We start from the raw sequence: 13,775 nt of genomic DNA on the forward strand, positions 1-13,775 counted from the left end.
GAGGCACAGTTTGTGCCTCTAACTATCAGTCAGGCGGCAAGCCCGGTAGCGGTTGCAAGGTCACGGGCGGCGGGTCGAACAGATGGCGGGCCGTCCAGCAGGCCCCGTACCAAGTCATGGGTTTCGTGGTTCCACCGGGCAGTGTCGGGCGCTGCCTCCACTGCGTCGGTGAGCAGCGACGCCACCCAATCCGGTTCGCCCCGCAGGGCGTATGCCCGTGCGACCTCGATCAGGTGCCGTGCCCGCCTCGGCCGTGCAGGAAGTTCTGCCGGTGCCAGCCGGTCAGCCCACCGCAAGGCGGTACCGACCTGTCGCAGCTCGACAGCGACTGTCACAGCGTGCACCGGGACTACCCGTGCAGATGCGGAGGTTGGCGAGTGCCAGAAGTCAGCCGGCAGGGTCCTGGCGACCTCCTCGGCTCGATCGAACCAGCCCCAAGCCTCGCCCGACTCTCCCGCGCGAGCGTGCGTAATGGCCGCGTGGAACGCCATATCTGCCCATGCCGCAGCAAGTGACGGAGAATCACCCCGGGCCGGTCCCAGCAGCCGCAGAGCCTCCTCTGTGAGCGTCTGGGCGCTGTCCCATTGCCCAGACTTCCGGAACGCCTCCACCAGGAACCAACAAGCCTGCGCAACGGCGACGGCATCACCGGACGCTCGGGCGGTCGCCAAGGAGCGCTCAGCCACGCGCCAGACCAGGTTTCCATCCCCCTGGTAGGCGGCGAACATCTGGACAAGATTCAGAGCCGAGGCATACAGCACCTCAGCGCGCCGACGATCCGGGCAGTCAGGGTGCGATGCGGCGGCCGAGGCAGCCGATACCAGCGCCGGGAGCAGGTCCCCAAGCGCCGTACGGTGGTCGCCCCGGGAGTCCCGAGCTTGCCAAGCCGCAGCCACCTGAGCCGCAACGTGATTGACGCTCGGGACCGGGCCATCCGCCAGGCCCAGCGGCGCCGAGTCAACGGCCCGCCGGACCACCGACAGCGCCGGATGCTCCGCCCCGGAGAACAACGCTCGGGGCATCGACACGTCCCCCGTCAGAGCCGACAGGTCTTCGATGCCCAAGTGTTCTGCGATCTTGACGAGCATGGGCAGCCTCGGCGGCAGGAGGCGGCCGTTCTCAACTGCCTTCAACCAGCCCTCTGAGCGGCCTACCAGCCCGGCCAGCACGGCACGGGACTTGCCCGCGCGCTCCCTGAAAAGCTTGATGCGCTGACCAACAGACAGCGCCGGATCGACAGCCATAGCCATGGGGTAAGAGTAGGACCAGCGCTGCCGGGCTAACACCGGCTCGAACCGAGCACGCGGGAAGGGGCGAGTGACGGCAGGGCAGCAAGCGGGAACGCAAGAAGGCCCCCGCCCCAGCCACCCGATGAGGGAGGAAGGGACGGGGGCGTTCGCGGAAGGTGGAACCGGTCAGTCCCAGATATCGGAGTCGTCTGCTGACTCCGGCGGCGCGATGGCCACGCGGGCACTCGGCGACAGTCCCAACTCCCTGATGTAGCGTGCTAGTTGGGAGCGGTACTGTGCGGCGATGGTGGCGGCCCCGTTCTTCACGGTGCCCCGCTCGGCAGTGACCATGAGCCCGCGTTCGGACAGGTCCCGCTCGGCCTGGTCGATGCGGGCCACGCAGACACACAGATCCTTGACGGTCGAGTGGTCCACTTCGCCCAGCCCGGCAGCCACTTCGAGAATCGGCACGACGCGCCGCCACTCGGCGGACGCGACTTCCCGGCACCGGACGTTCGCCGCTTGGAGCGCGACGGTCGGCGAGTCCTTGAAAACGTCCCGCCAATCGGGTTCGGCGAGAACCGCGCGCGGGACAATCACGCCCTCTTTGATTTCCGCCTTGGACGGGTTTCCCTCCCGGGCCCGCATGGCCGCCGGCCTCGGTCGATATCGGTCAGCCAAAGACCCCTCCTTTCATCGCTGCGACGGGTTCGCCGGGCAGCCAAGAACGGCCACAGCTCCGGCGCGAAAAAACGCGCTCCCTGCCGATCAAAGTCGGGCAGGAAGGGGAGTCGGGGCCTGGTCGTGCTACGCCATTCCCTGCGTCCTCGGCGGCATGACTGGCGGGTTGATCGGTTCGCCGTCCGGCCGCCTCGGAGTCACATCCACAACCAGCACGCGACCGGATCTTGGGTCACGCATCCGCTGGACGCCCCGCGGCATCGGGGCCTCACCGTCGGCTACTGGCAGCCCAGTTGGGGCGTCCGACCACACGGGCCTACCCTGTGCGTCCCGGGGGAAATGAGGATAGGTCCCGTCTGGGCCGGGGTCGAGCGCGTCAACGGCCATGGTCAGTCAGTAGCTTCGATGTATGCCTGACGCTTGGCATCGAGCTGTTCGGCAAAGGCGGAAGCGATTTGCCCGGCAGCCGCATCAACGGCCCTGGCCATGTCGTCGATGATGGGCAGGTCGTGCCAGCGCTGTTCCGGAACAGTCCGTTCCTCCCCTAGACGGGCCTGTGCATTCTGCGCGGCCGTCAGAATCTTCTCCCGCTTGAATCGCTCGGCACGACCGGCAGCGTACGCCTGAAACCACGGTTCAGCGGACAGCAGTTCAAGGAAATCGTCATGCAGCTCGCTGCCCCGGTCGGTCCGCTCGGCCGCCTGCTCCATCCATGTCTTGAGGAACGCCCGGTCGTACTCGGCGCCGCGCTCATCGCGGCGGGCCCGCTCGGCCTGCTCTGCGGCCTCTAGAGCGGCCTCCGCGTCGGCCAGCGGGGCAGAGACCCTGTCGCGCTGTGCGCGCAGCTTGGCGACCCGCTCAGAGGCCTTCTCGATCTCATTGTTCATATCAGTTACCGCCCTTGCTGGTATCGCGTCCGTGGCGGGCCGCCGCCTGCTTGTCGTTCTCGTAGTAGCCGAGGCTGATGCGGGCGGTGGTGCCCATCCGGTCGAACATCTCGGGGTTCGAGTCCCGCAGCGCGGCCAGGCGCTCCATGTGCTCGTCTCGCCGCCACGCGGCAGCGCGGTCCCGGTCCTTGTCCCGGGGCCCGTCCAGATACGGAACCTGGTGCAGGGTGTTTCCCATGGTGTTCTCTCCAACTCATCTGATTCACGGCGGAGCTTCCCCGTATAAGTAGGGGTGGCCCTCGCCCGCTCTCTCGGCTTCTGTAGGGAGCAAGGGTTTCCGGCCGCTCTCCCAGCAGGGGAGGCGGGTGCTTCTGCTCTGGTGGTGGGGTGGCGAGAGTGGTCCCTTTCTTGTTTTCTCTTATTTTTTCTATGTGTTTCTAAAAAATGAGAAGAACCACCACCCCGCCACCATCCCGGCCCGCTGTCGGCCGGACCGGAGCCGGCGAGCCCGAGGGCACAGGCGCCCGTCTGCGGGCAGTAAAACGCCCCGGCCGGTCACGGGGACCAACCGGGGCTGTGCGGGGCCGTACGGGGCTGTTACGCGGCTTGCTTGAAGTCTTCTGCGTCAGGCTCGGCAGGCTTGGCCCACTGGAACGTCACGCGCTCGGCGCCCTTGAACCGGGTGCCCCGCCCGCCGGGCGCCTTGCAGACGACCACGGTGTCTATGGCCAGGCCGAGCAGGTCCCGGCGGAGTTCCGGCGCCGCGTTCTCCCAGTGCTTCGCTGCTTCCCCCTCGAACAGGAACGTCACGTCCACGGGCCCATCCTCGGACAGCTCTTGGACGCGGGCCTCGGCAGCGTCCACGCGCGCTTCCGCCGCGTTCTTCGTGGGGATGCGGTACCGAGCGGAACGGCCCGTGTAGAACCCTTCCCGGTCGTCCTGGTGGAACTTGTCCAAGGCGGCCTGTGCCTGCTTGAGTTCCGCGCGGGCATCCTGCAATGCCTGGTTGTCGTCGGGGCGGTTGAGCGCCTGCCACCGCTCGGCAACGGCGATCATGATTTCGTCTTCGTCGTCCGCGTGGTGGAGCTGATCCGACCACTCTCCTACGACGTACTTCTCCAGCGGCCCAGCCATCGCGCTGGCCGGAGCAGGGCAAATCGCTCCGTACTTTTTAGTCGCACAGATGTAGGAGCGTCCTTCGGATGCCATCAGCCTCATGCATCCGGAGCAAATAACCCGGCCCGTAAGGGGTTTAGCTGCCCGTCCCGGGCGCGGAGCTTCGGGGATGATCTGGTTGCCGGACAGAATCCGGCGAGCCTTCTCGGCCAACACCGCGGGAATCATCTCGGGATAGACGGAGCGGTCCACACAGCGCACCTTGTTTCCCTCGGCATTCAAGAATAGAACTTGATCCATGGACGGGCGCTTGGACACGGTCAGCCATCCCTCGTATACGGGGTGCCGCACTATCGTACGGATCTGCGTAATGCGCCATTGGGCGCCGGTTACGGTCCGCAAGCCTTCCTTGTTCATCTTCATTGCCAGAGCCCGCCCCGACACCCCGTTTGCAACCTCGGTAATTACCCGCCTGATCACCTCCCATGGGGTGACTTCCCGGCGCCCCTCGACCAGGCACATGTACGGCGCGGTGTCCGGCCGGAGCCGACGGGTTGCGGGATCGACCACTAGACCGAACGGAGCCTTGGCGAGCCAACGCCCCTCGTTGCGCTGCTGAGCTTTGGTCGAGCGCACGTTGTAGCTCAGGCGCTGCGAGTACTCGCGGGCGTTCTCGGCCCGGTCGATGATCCAACGGCGGTCCCGCTCGTCCGAGCTGTCCAGCCGCTCGTAATCGAAGATCACGCGAGCCTTACCGAGGATGGGCACCACGGCTTCCGCACCCTTGCGGCTGAAGCGGTCGAGCGCGTAGCACCAGAGGGCGGGCACCTCGCCGTCGAGCACCGCGGACATGGCTGCGTCGTACTTGGGGCGCTTCACGTCCGACCAGGCACTCAAGTTCTCGCGCCACACCTTGCGGACGCAGTAGCCGTTCTCGGCGGCCCACGCCCGACCCCGGCTCTCCTGATCCCGAATGCTGAGGGCCCTTTCGCCCTCGCGGACCACCTTGGACTTACGCAGCAACAGGTCTACCTGCGGGCGTCCATGGCAGGGGCAGACGGTTCCCGGGGTGAGATTCATACCTCCTGTGAAAGGCGGGAGGTTCCTTGGCTGGCTCATGCCCTTTTGGGGGAGCAGAGGTTGCCGAGTGGGGCGGGCGAGCGCTGCGGTTGTCATGGTGGACCCCTTGCGACCTGCGGAAACGGTCCGCTGCCGAGTAGAACCCCGGGTGTTGGTCCTACTGCGGTCGGGGGAGGTGTCTACTGATGGTCCGTCTGCGTGGAACGGTCCTCCGGGGTGGCCCGCCCGGCCAGGACGGCGGTGCGCGGGAGCACCGGCCGCTGCGGAGCGTGCCGCTGCCCGGCGTGATGCCGGAGCCCGGGCACGGGCCCTGCCCGTACGGCCGGACGGCCCGCGAGCAGCGGACGGCGGCCCTGGTGGACGCGGTCCGGCTGCGACTGGCCGAGTCGGGGGCCGCCCCGACGGCGGGCTCGGTCGCGGCCGCGCTGCGGGCCACCCGCCCGCCGCTCGGCGGGGACGAAGTCCTGGACACCGTGCGCTCGCTGCGCGCCGAACTGGTGGGTGCGGGCCCGCTGGAGCGGCTGTTGGCGGCGCCCGACGTCACGGACGTCCTGGTGAACGGTCCGGAGGAGGTATGGGTCGACCGTGGCGGCGGCCTGCAGCGAGCCACCGGTGTCCGCTTCGCCGACGCCGAGGCGGTGCGGCGGCTGGCCCACCGGCTGGCCACCGCGGCCGGCCGGCGGTTGGACGACGCCCGCCCCTGGGTGGACGCCCGGCTGCCGGACGGCACCAGGCTGCACGCGGTGCTGCCGCCGATCGCGGCCGGCTGCACGCACATCTCGCTGCGGGTCTGCCGCTCCCGGCCGTTCACGCTCGACGAGTTGGTGGCGGGAGGGTCGCTTCCACCGGAGGGTGCGGAGTTGCTCGCGGGCATCGTGCGGGCCCGGCTGTCCCTGCTGGTGTCCGGTGGGACGGGCTCGGGGAAGACCACGCTCCTGTCAGCCCTGCTCGGCCTGGTCGGGCCGGACGAGCGGATCGTGGTCGCCGAGGATTCCGCCGAGCTGCGACCGGCCCATCCGCACGTGGTCCGGCTCCAGGGCCGGCCGCCCAACCAGGAGGGGCTGGGCGAGTTCACCCTGCGCGACCTCGTCCGCCAGGCGCTGCGGATGCGCCCGGACCGGCTGGTGATCGGCGAGGTCCGCGGGCCCGAGGTGTCGGACCTGCTGGCCGCGCTGAACACCGGGCACGAGGGCGGCTGCGGCACGGTCCACGCCAACACGGCGGCGGACGTGCCGGTCCGGCTGGAGGCCCTGGGCGCGCTCGCCGGTCTCGACCGCGCGGCGCTGCACAGCCAACTGCGGGCCGCACTCGACGTGGTGGTGCACCTGGTCCGCGATCCGGGTTCGGGGCGGCGCCGGGTGGCGGAGGTCCACACGTTGGCCGGGGCGGGGGACGGCTCGGCCGTGACCACACCCGCCGTGGCCTTCCCCGCGGCCGGCGGCATGCGTCCCGGTGCGGGTTGGGCGCGGCTGGTCGGACTGCTGGCGGCGCGCGGGGTGTCGCTCGGGCCGGGGCGGTCGTGATCGCGGCGGCGGCGAGGGCGGTCGGCGCGGACGTGCGGGTGGTGGAACTCGCCTTCGCCCTGCTGCTGGGCGGGTGCGCCGTGGGCGCCCTGGTGCTGCTCGGCGGTCGGGGCCAGAAGGACTGGAGGCAACGGAGGTGATCGACGTGACGCAAGGTCAGATCGCGCTGTGCTGGACGGTGGTGCTGTGTCTGGTGGCCGCCGCCGCGTGGCGGGCGGTGCAGGAGCAGTTGCCGGGTGGGCGACGCTCCAGGCTGGTGTTGGCGGGCAATGGGCCTCCGGTGCGGTGGTCGGGCCCGGAGGGCGTGGAGCGGGGCCAAGGGCAGAGGCGGATTGTTCGGGGTCGGGGCCGGGGGCGGTTGCCGGAGTTCCTGGCGCCCGAACTCCTGGTCCTGCCGCTGGGGTTGGCTGCCGGGCAGGCCACCGCCTCGGCGGTGCCGGCGCTCGCGGCAGTCCTGGCCGTCCTGCCACTGCGCAGCTGGCGGCTGCGGCGACGCCTGGCGGCGGAGGCCGGGCACCGGGCCGCGGCCGTGGTGGACCTCTGTGCGGGCCTGGCAGGGGAGTTGCGTGGCGGGGCGACGCCGGAACAGGCGCTGCACCTGGTCACCGAGCGGCTCGCCGCCGCCCCGGAGGCGCTGCGCAGGCTCGGCGAGGAGCCGGTGGCCCGATTGGCGACGGGCCGGTACGGCGGAGACGTGCCCGCCGCGCTGCACCTGCTGGCCGAACTGCCGGGCGGTCGTGGGGCCGCGGCCATCGCGGCCTGCTGGCGGGTGGCCGCGGACAGCGGGTCGGGGCTGGCCGCCGCCCTGGACCGGGTCGCGGAGGCGTTGCGTGGCGAGCGGGCACTCGCGGAGGAGATCGCCGGGGAACTGGCCGGGCCGCGCGCGACGATCGCCGTTCTGGCCGCCTTGCCGGGCGTCGGACTGTTCCTCGGTGCCGCGCTCGGGGCGCGTCCGCTGGAGGTCCTGTTGCACACCCCGTCCGGGCTGGGCTGCCTCGTGGCGGGGGCGGTCCTGGAGGGGCTGGGTGTGCTCTGGACGGCGCGCATCGTCCGGGCTGCGGCCCGAGGGGCGCTGGAGGAGCCCCCGGGGTGGGGCGGGCGGCGTCGACTCGCCGACCGTGTCGCACCGGCTCCGCGGGCGGGCGAGCGGCACTGCGGGCTGTCTCGGGTGCGCGCACGAGTGCTCGGGGCGGGGGCGGGGTGATCCGGGGCATCGAGTGGGCGGCGGCCGTCCTCCCGGCGGGTGTGGCTGTCCTGGGGCGGGCGTGGGTGCGCGGCCGGGTGAGGCGCCGAGGGGTGTTCGCCCGGGCCCGCGAGCGGCAGGAGGCTCGGAATCGAACCGGGCTGACGGTCTTGGGGGTTGGGCGTCGGCGGCAGGCGGTGGCGGCGGTCGTCGTCGGGCTCGCGGCGACGGCACTGCTCGGTGGCGGCACCGGGCTGGCCGTCGGGGCGCTGCTGGCGGTGGGCGTCCACCGGTGGTCGGCCCGGGCGTCGCCGACGGGCGATCGCAAGGCGGTCCGCGAGGAGGAGCTTCTGACGAGGCAACTCCCCCTGGGTGCGGAGCTGTTGGCCGCCTGCCTCGGCTCGGCGGCGCTGCCCTCGGAAGCCGTGTCGGCGGTGGGCCGGAGCGTGGGGGCGCCACTGGGGCCCCGGCTGGTGGCGATCGGGGCCGAACTGGCCCTGGGCGCCCCGCCGGAGCTGTGCTGGCACCGACTGGGAGAGCAGCACCCGTCGCTGGCGCCGCTGGCCCGTTGCCTGGAGCGCAGCAGCCTCGGCGGTGTCCCCGCCGCCGGCCCACTGATCGGGCTGGCCCAGGGGCAGCGCACGGCGGCCGCCCGGGCGGCCCACGCCCGGGTCCGCCGGGCCGCGGTGCTTGCCACCGCGCCGCTGGGGCTCTGCTTCCTCCCGGCCTTCGTCCTGATCGGCGTGGTGCCGGTGGTCGTCGGCCTCACCAGCCGCTTCGCCCAGGCGATGTGAACAAGGGCCGGGCGCGGGACAGCAGCAGACGACGACCGGCAGCAACAGACAGCGATGGACATCGAGCGACAGGAGAGTTTCATGACCGCAGTGATCGCGATCGGGCCCGGTGCCGGGCGTCCGCTCCGCCCGTCGGCCGGCACGTGGCGGCGGAGGAGCCGCCGGGCGGCCTGCCGGGTGCGCAGGGTGGCCCGGCTCCGGGGCCGCTCGGACGCCGGGATGACCACGGCCGAGTACGCCGTCGGGACGCTGGCCGCGTGCGCCCTCGCGGCCGTGCTGTACAAGGTGGTGACCGGCGATGCCATCACGACTGCGCTGACCGACATGCTGGTGCGGGCGCTCCATGCGGCCTAGAGCCGGGAAGCCTTGGGGCGCGGATGGTGTCGGCCGCCGACTTCTGTTGGCCCGGCGGGCGATGGGTGGCCCCGCCCCCGCCATGCGAGGCGGACACCCCGACCCCGCCCCGCCCGCGCTCCGGGCGGGTGGTGGGGGCCCGTACACAGGCCGGGGCCGCGCGGGGGAGGGCGGCGCCCGCCGGGCTTGGTCGCTGCGCCCGGGGCGGCGCGGCGACGCGGGCTTCGTGACGGCGGAGACGGCGGTGGCGCTGCCGGCACTCGTCCTGCTCGCGGCGATGCTGATCTGGGGCGTGCTCGCGGCGGCCGCACAGATCCGCTGCGTGGACGCCGCCCGGGTCGGCGCCAGGGCGGCCGCGCGCGGGGAGGTGAATGCCGCCGAACTCGCCCGCGCGGCGGCCCCGCCGGGCGCACAGGTCCGGGTGGCCGTGGCGGCCGACACGGTCCGGGTCGACGTGGAGGCGCCGTGCGCGGGGCCGGGCAGACTCGGCGAGTTGTTGGCCGTCCGGCTCGGTGCGGCGGCCGTGGCGGCGCGGGAGGACGTCCTGGTGGCGGCCACGGAGGGCGGTGGTGGCCCATGGCCGTCCTGACCGGGCTGCGGGAGACGGCGGAGCGGGTGCTGCGCACTCGTGCGGCCCGAGCGGCGGCGCTGGGCGGACGAGGGTCGGACGCCGGCTCGGCGACGGTCTGGCTGCTCGCCCTGGCGATGTCGGGCACGGCGGTGTTCGCCGGGACACTCGCGGTCGGCTCGGTGGTCGCCGCTCGGCACCGGGCTGAGTCGGCGGCCGACCTCGCGGCCCTCGCCGCCGCGGACCGGCTGCTGCTGGACCAGGACGGCGGCTGCGGCCGGGCCGCCGGGATTGCCGCCGCACAGGGCGCCGGGCTGGTGTCCTGCGCGGTCGACCGGTCGGCGGACGCCGTCGAGGTGGTGGCCGAGGCGGAGGTCCGCGGGCTCCCGGCCCGAGTGCCGATCGGCCCGGCCCGGGCGAGCGCCCGAGCCGGGCCGGTACGGGCTCCGGTCACCGGCCCCGAGGACGCCCCGGGCGGCGGGCCGGCCGGGGATCCGAGCGCAGCGGCGGCGGCCTCATGAACCGGTCGGCGCTCCACCGTCCGGTCCCGAGGGCGCCTCCGGCTCGTCCGTCGCGGGCTTCCGCCCGCCGTCCGGCTGCGGTCCGTCGTCCGGTGCCTCGGCGGCGCCGGGTGCTCCGGCCAGCAGGATGTCCAGGAGCCGGACGGCGGCGGCCTTGTCCAGCGGGTCGTTCCCGTTGCCGCACTTGGGTGACTGGACGCAGGACGGGCAGCCGCGCTCGCACTCGCAGGAGGCGATCGCCGTCCGGGTGGCCGTCAGCCACTCGACGGCCCGCTGGAAGCCGCGTTCGGCGAAGCCGGCCCCGCCCGGGTGGCCGTCGTAGACGAACACGGTCGGCAGCCCGGTGTCCGGGTGCAGCGGGACGGACACGCCGCCGATGTCCCACCGGTCACAGGTGGCGAACAGTGGCAGCAGGCCGATCGAGGCGTGTTCGGCGGCGTGGGCGGCGCCGGGCAGCTGGTCGGGCGGGATGTCCGCGTCGAGCAGTTGGTCCTCGGTGACGGTCCACCAGACCGCGCGGGTGCGCAGCGTGCGGGGCGGCAGGTCGAGCTTGGTCTCGCCCATGATCTCCCCGGTGGAGATCCGCTTGCGGAGGTAGCCGACCACCTGGTTGACCACCTCCACCGAGCCGAAACAGAGCCGGCCCTCGCCCCAGTCCACGGTGGTGTCGGTGTCGAGGACGGAGATGGAGGTGATGTCGCGGGCGGCCGTGGTGTACGGAGGGTCGGCCGGTTCGACCAGCGCCACGGAGTTCTCCAGGTCGAACTCCCTGACCAGGTATGTGCGGCCCTGGTGCAGGTGGACGGCCCCGGTGTGGACGGTGGTGTGGGCGGCCGCGGCGTCCACCGTGCCGAGCAGCCGGCCGGTGTCGGCCTCGACGATCTGCACCGGGCTGCCGCCACTGCCGCGCAGGTCCACCGCGTCGGCCGCGCGCTCGCGGCGGGTCCAGTACCAGGAGCCGTCGCCGCGCCGGCGCAGCAGGCCGCGCCGTTCCAGAACCGGCAGCAGCGGCTCGGTGGAAGGCCCGAAGAGCTCCAGGTCGGCCTCGGCGAGCGGGAGTTCGGCGGCGGCCGCGCACAGGTGCGGGGCGAGCACGTGCGGGTTGTCGGGGTCGAGCACGGTGGCCTCGACGGGGGCCGCGAACAGCGCCTCCGGGTGGTGCACCAGGTAGGTGTCCAGCGGGTCGTCCCGGGCGATCAGGACGGCGAGCGCGCCCTGGGCCTCCCGGCCCGCCCGGCCCGCCTGCTGCCAGAGCGAGGCCCTGGTGCCGGGGTAGCCGGCCATCAGGACGGCGTCGAGACCGGAGATGTCGACGCCGAGTTCGAGAGCGGAGGTGGAGGCGAGGCCGAGCAGTCGGCCGGTGTGCAAGTCGCGCTCCAGGGCCCGGCGTTCGTCGGCGAGGTAGCCGCCGCGGTAGGCGGCCACCCGTCCGGCGAGCGGACGGCCGAGCTGGTCCTGGGCCTGGAGTGCGACGAGCTCGGCGGCCCGTCGGGAGCGCACGAAGACGACGGTGCGGGTCTCCCGCTCGACCAGGTCGGTCAGCAGGTGCGCGGCTTCGGCGGTCGCGGTGCGGCGCACGGGCGCGCCGTGCTCGCCGACGTTCTCGGTCAGCGGCGGTTCCCAGAGGCCGAAGACCATCGGCCCGCGAGGCGAGGCGTCCTCGGTGACGGCCACGGCGGGCAGGCCGGTCAGCCGCCGGGCGGTCGCGGCCGGGTCGGCGGTGGTGGCGGAGGCCAGCAGGAAGGTGGGTGACGAACCGTAACGGGCGCAGATGCGGCGCAGCCGCCGCAGCACCTGGGCGACGTGCGAGCCGAACACGCCCCGGTAGCTGTGGCACTCGTCGACGACCACGTAGCGCAACGCCTTGAGGAAGGAGGACCAGCGGGCGTGGCCGGGCAGGATGCCCCGGTGCAGCATGTCCGGGTTGGTGAGCACGTAGGAGGCGTACTGGCGGACCCACTCGCGCTCCTCGGGCGGGGTGTCGCCGTCGTACAGGGCGGCGCGGACCCTCGGCGGGGCGAGTTCGGCGGCCCGGCGGCGCTGGTCGGCGGCGAGCGCCTTGGTCGGGGCCAGGTAGAGCGCGGTGGCGCCGCGGCCGTTGCGGGCCTCGGTGCCGTCCAGCAGGTCGCTGAGCAACGGGGCCAGGTAACCCAGCGACTTGCCCGAGGCGGTGCCTGTGGCGATCACCACAGTCTGGCCGCTTTTGGCCAGGTTCATCGCTTCTGCCTGGTGCGCCCACGGCTGTTCCACCCCGACGGCGCGCGCCGCGGCCACCACCTCCGGACGGATCGAGTCGGGCCACGGTGAATAACGTGCGGGCCGAGCGGGAAGGTGCTCCGTATGGGTGAGCCGGTCGGACCGCCCCCGGCTGGTGGCCAGGGTCGTGAGCAGTGCCTCGGGCGGGCTGTGTCGGGGCGGCATGAGGACCCAGTGTGTCACCGGCGTGACGGAGAATCGTCGTAAGCCATCGTGCGGGCATGGTCGCAGGTGGTTGAATGTGGCCGTGACGGCCGTATGGCCGTGGGTCGCAGCGCTGAGGCTTGCCACGCGTTGGCTGGGCGCGCCCGGGCTCGCGACCATGCGGTGGCGGCCGTCCGGCCGAGGATCGCACATGACGTAGCAAGGCAAGGTGCTGGAGGTTCCGTGGACCTGTCCCTGTCGACCCGTTCAGTCGGCGATCGTACTGTCGTCGAGGTTGGCGGCGAGATCGATGTGTACACCGCCCCGAAGCTGCGGGAGCAGCTGGTCGAGCTCGTCAACGACGGCAAGTACCACCTCGTCGTCGACATGGAGGGCGTTGACTTCCTCGACTCGACCGGCCTCGGTGTGCTGGTGGGCGGTCTGAAGCGGGTGCGCGCTCACGAGGGCTCGCTGCGCCTCGTCTGCAACCAGGAGCGCATCCTGAAGATCTTCCGCATCACCGGCCTGACCAAGGTCTTCCCGATCCACACGTCGGTGGACGACGCGGTCCAGGCGACCGACTGACGCGGCCGGGCCGGTCCGTGCGGCCGGCCCAGCTCGTTACCTCGCGTCCGGGTGTCCGGGCCCGTGTGGCCCGGCGTCCCCCGGGCGCCCCTGGGCCGGTTCCGCCGGCCCGCAGGGGCCGGACCTCCGGTCCCGGTCGGAGCACCCCGAGGGGGAGAGATGGCAACCGTCGAACTTCGATTCAGCGCGCTTCCCGAGCACGTGCGGACGGCCAGGCTGGTCGCCGCGGCCGTCGCCAGACGGGCCGGGGTCGACGAGTCGGTGCTCGACGAGGTGCGGCTCGCGGTCGGTGAGGCCTGCTCCCGTGCGGTCGGGCTGCACCAGCGCGGAGGCATCGGCGGCGCGGTCAGGGTCGCGCTGATCGACCAGGAGAAGCGTTTCCTCATCGAGGTCGAGGACGAGGCCGGCCCTGCCGCCGTCCCGGCCTCCGGCGACGCCGAGGGCGGCGAGCCGGACGAGGACACCCTGGGCATCGCGGTGATCACCGGCCTGGTCGAGGACCTGGAGGTCACCAACGGCACGGACGGTGGCCTGATCCGGATGAGCTGGCCGGTTTCGGTCGCTTCCGTCGCTGTCTGAGGCGCCTTTCCCGAATTCGGCGTTCCGCGTTTCCGCGCTCCCTCGTTGTTTCCGCGCTCCCTCGTTTCCTCGCGATGCCGGGGGCCGGAGCCCGCTCCCCGGGCATGCGGTGACAACTCGGTGATCCCGGCGATTCACCGCTTCTGGCACGTCCGGGCCCGATGCACCGCCCACGCCCGTGGCCACCTCCGGCGCGCTGGACGAGGATGCCCGGGTGCCGCCGCGGACGCGGCTCGGTCGGGGCTCGGCCGACGGGCGGGCAGCAGGGCAGGGAA

Annotated in this window: 15 protein-coding genes; 9 read left to right on the forward strand and 6 right to left on the reverse strand. The window is 72.6% G+C overall.

Annotated features, from left to right (window positions below; translation table 11 throughout):
- Positions 1 to 29: 29 nt before the first annotated feature.
- From ACGF0D_RS07595 to ACGF0D_RS07615, 5 genes are all read right to left on the reverse strand, one after another.
- Positions 30 to 1,250 carry a helix-turn-helix domain-containing protein gene (locus ACGF0D_RS07595; protein ID WP_392914291.1) on the reverse strand — a complete coding sequence of 407 codons (1,221 nt, stop codon included), beginning with the start codon at positions 1,248 to 1,250 and terminating at the stop codon, positions 30 to 32.
- Positions 1,251 to 1,415: 165 nt separating this feature from the next.
- On the reverse strand, positions 1,416 to 1,877 hold the full coding sequence (locus tag ACGF0D_RS07600) for a phage terminase small subunit P27 family (RefSeq protein WP_392914292.1): 462 nt from the start codon (positions 1,875 to 1,877) through the stop codon (positions 1,416 to 1,418).
- A 422-nt stretch (positions 1,878 to 2,299) separates the two neighbouring features.
- Complete coding sequence (locus tag ACGF0D_RS07605) at positions 2,300 to 2,797, reverse strand: hypothetical protein (RefSeq protein ID WP_392914293.1); 498 nt, start codon at positions 2,795 to 2,797, stop codon at positions 2,300 to 2,302.
- 1 nt (position 2,798) lies between these two features.
- Complete coding sequence (locus ACGF0D_RS07610) at positions 2,799 to 3,035, reverse strand: hypothetical protein (protein WP_392914294.1); 237 nt, start codon at positions 3,033 to 3,035, stop codon at positions 2,799 to 2,801.
- 359 nt (positions 3,036 to 3,394) lie between these two features.
- A complete protein-coding gene (locus ACGF0D_RS07615; protein WP_392914295.1) occupies positions 3,395 to 4,993 on the reverse strand; it encodes a recombinase family protein in 1,599 nt (532 codons plus the stop codon).
- Positions 4,994 to 5,280: 287 nt separating this feature from the next.
- Between ACGF0D_RS07615 and ACGF0D_RS07620 the strand changes: the two genes are divergently transcribed.
- The 7 genes from ACGF0D_RS07620 to ACGF0D_RS07650 all read left to right on the forward strand — a co-directional run bounded on the left by ACGF0D_RS07620 (position 5,281) and on the right by ACGF0D_RS07650 (position 9,936).
- Positions 5,281 to 6,516 carry a TadA family conjugal transfer-associated ATPase gene (locus ACGF0D_RS07620; RefSeq protein ID WP_392868772.1) on the forward strand — a complete coding sequence of 412 codons (1,236 nt, stop codon included), beginning with the start codon at positions 5,281 to 5,283 and terminating at the stop codon, positions 6,514 to 6,516.
- Complete coding sequence (locus tag ACGF0D_RS07625; RefSeq protein WP_392914296.1) at positions 6,513 to 6,656, forward strand: hypothetical protein; 144 nt, start codon at positions 6,513 to 6,515, stop codon at positions 6,654 to 6,656. Before ACGF0D_RS07620 ends, ACGF0D_RS07625 begins: the two co-directional genes overlap by 4 nt.
- Before the next feature lie 218 nt (positions 6,657 to 6,874).
- Positions 6,875 to 7,720 carry a type II secretion system F family protein gene (locus ACGF0D_RS07630; protein WP_392914297.1) on the forward strand — a complete coding sequence of 282 codons (846 nt, stop codon included), beginning with the start codon at positions 6,875 to 6,877 and terminating at the stop codon, positions 7,718 to 7,720.
- 176 nt (positions 7,721 to 7,896) lie between these two features.
- Positions 7,897 to 8,493 carry a type II secretion system F family protein gene (locus ACGF0D_RS07635; RefSeq protein ID WP_392914298.1) on the forward strand — a complete coding sequence of 199 codons (597 nt, stop codon included), beginning with the start codon at positions 7,897 to 7,899 and terminating at the stop codon, positions 8,491 to 8,493.
- An 81-nt stretch (positions 8,494 to 8,574) separates the two neighbouring features.
- Complete coding sequence (locus tag ACGF0D_RS07640) at positions 8,575 to 8,847, forward strand: DUF4244 domain-containing protein (protein ID WP_392914299.1); 273 nt, start codon at positions 8,575 to 8,577, stop codon at positions 8,845 to 8,847.
- Positions 8,848 to 9,073: 226 nt separating this feature from the next.
- A complete protein-coding gene (locus ACGF0D_RS07645; protein WP_392868193.1) occupies positions 9,074 to 9,436 on the forward strand; it encodes a TadE family type IV pilus minor pilin in 363 nt (120 codons plus the stop codon).
- Positions 9,424 to 9,936, forward strand: a complete 513-nt coding sequence (locus ACGF0D_RS07650) for an Rv3654c family TadE-like protein (RefSeq protein WP_392914300.1) — start codon at positions 9,424 to 9,426, stop codon at positions 9,934 to 9,936. Before ACGF0D_RS07645 ends, ACGF0D_RS07650 begins: the two co-directional genes overlap by 13 nt.
- Here the strand turns inward: ACGF0D_RS07650 and ACGF0D_RS07655 are convergent.
- The gene (locus tag ACGF0D_RS07655) at positions 9,931 to 12,357 is read right to left on the reverse strand and encodes a DEAD/DEAH box helicase (RefSeq protein WP_392914301.1); all 2,427 of its coding nucleotides are present in this window, start codon (positions 12,355 to 12,357) and stop codon (positions 9,931 to 9,933) included. The two genes, ACGF0D_RS07650 and ACGF0D_RS07655, sit on opposite strands and share 6 nt — an antisense overlap.
- A gap of 222 nt (positions 12,358 to 12,579) precedes the next feature.
- Here ACGF0D_RS07655 and bldG point away from each other — a divergent pair, with 222 nt between their 5' ends.
- Positions 12,580 to 12,921, forward strand: a complete 342-nt coding sequence (bldG, locus tag ACGF0D_RS07660; RefSeq protein ID WP_316522720.1) for an anti-sigma factor antagonist BldG — start codon at positions 12,580 to 12,582, stop codon at positions 12,919 to 12,921.
- 159 nt (positions 12,922 to 13,080) lie between these two features.
- Entirely contained in the window at positions 13,081 to 13,500 is a 420-nt protein-coding gene (locus ACGF0D_RS07665; RefSeq protein WP_392868186.1) for an ATP-binding protein, read from the forward strand.
- Positions 13,501 to 13,775 lie beyond the last annotated feature (275 nt).

Origin of the sequence: Kitasatospora sp. NPDC048298, assembly GCF_043201465.1 — a bacterium.
Classification (GTDB): domain Bacteria; phylum Actinomycetota; class Actinomycetes; order Streptomycetales; family Streptomycetaceae; genus Kitasatospora.

What these genes read in the sequence shown, in the direction of transcription:
- ACGF0D_RS07595 (WP_392914291.1), bottom strand. Translation starts at nt 1,250, where the DNA reads ATGGCTATGGCTGTCGATCCGGCGCTGTCTGTTGGTCAGCGCATCAAG.
- ACGF0D_RS07600 (WP_392914292.1), bottom strand. Translation starts at nt 1,877, where the DNA reads ATGCGGGCCCGGGAGGGAAACCCGTCCAAGGCGGAAATCAAAGAGGGC.
- ACGF0D_RS07605 (WP_392914293.1), bottom strand. Translation starts at nt 2,797, where the DNA reads ATGAACAATGAGATCGAGAAGGCCTCTGAGCGGGTCGCCAAGCTGCGC.
- ACGF0D_RS07610 (WP_392914294.1), bottom strand. Translation starts at nt 3,035, where the DNA reads ATGGGAAACACCCTGCACCAGGTTCCGTATCTGGACGGGCCCCGGGAC.
- ACGF0D_RS07615 (WP_392914295.1), bottom strand. Translation starts at nt 4,993, where the DNA reads ATGAATCTCACCCCGGGAACCGTCTGCCCCTGCCATGGACGCCCGCAG.
- ACGF0D_RS07620 (WP_392868772.1), top strand. Translation starts at nt 5,281, where the DNA reads ATGCCGGAGCCCGGGCACGGGCCCTGCCCGTACGGCCGGACGGCCCGC.
- ACGF0D_RS07640 (WP_392914299.1), top strand. Translation starts at nt 8,575, where the DNA reads ATGACCGCAGTGATCGCGATCGGGCCCGGTGCCGGGCGTCCGCTCCGC.
- ACGF0D_RS07650 (WP_392914300.1), top strand. Translation starts at nt 9,424, where the DNA reads ATGGCCGTCCTGACCGGGCTGCGGGAGACGGCGGAGCGGGTGCTGCGC.
- ACGF0D_RS07655 (WP_392914301.1), bottom strand. Translation starts at nt 12,357, where the DNA reads ATGCCGCCCCGACACAGCCCGCCCGAGGCACTGCTCACGACCCTGGCC.
- ACGF0D_RS07665 (WP_392868186.1), top strand. Translation starts at nt 13,081, where the DNA reads ATGGCAACCGTCGAACTTCGATTCAGCGCGCTTCCCGAGCACGTGCGG.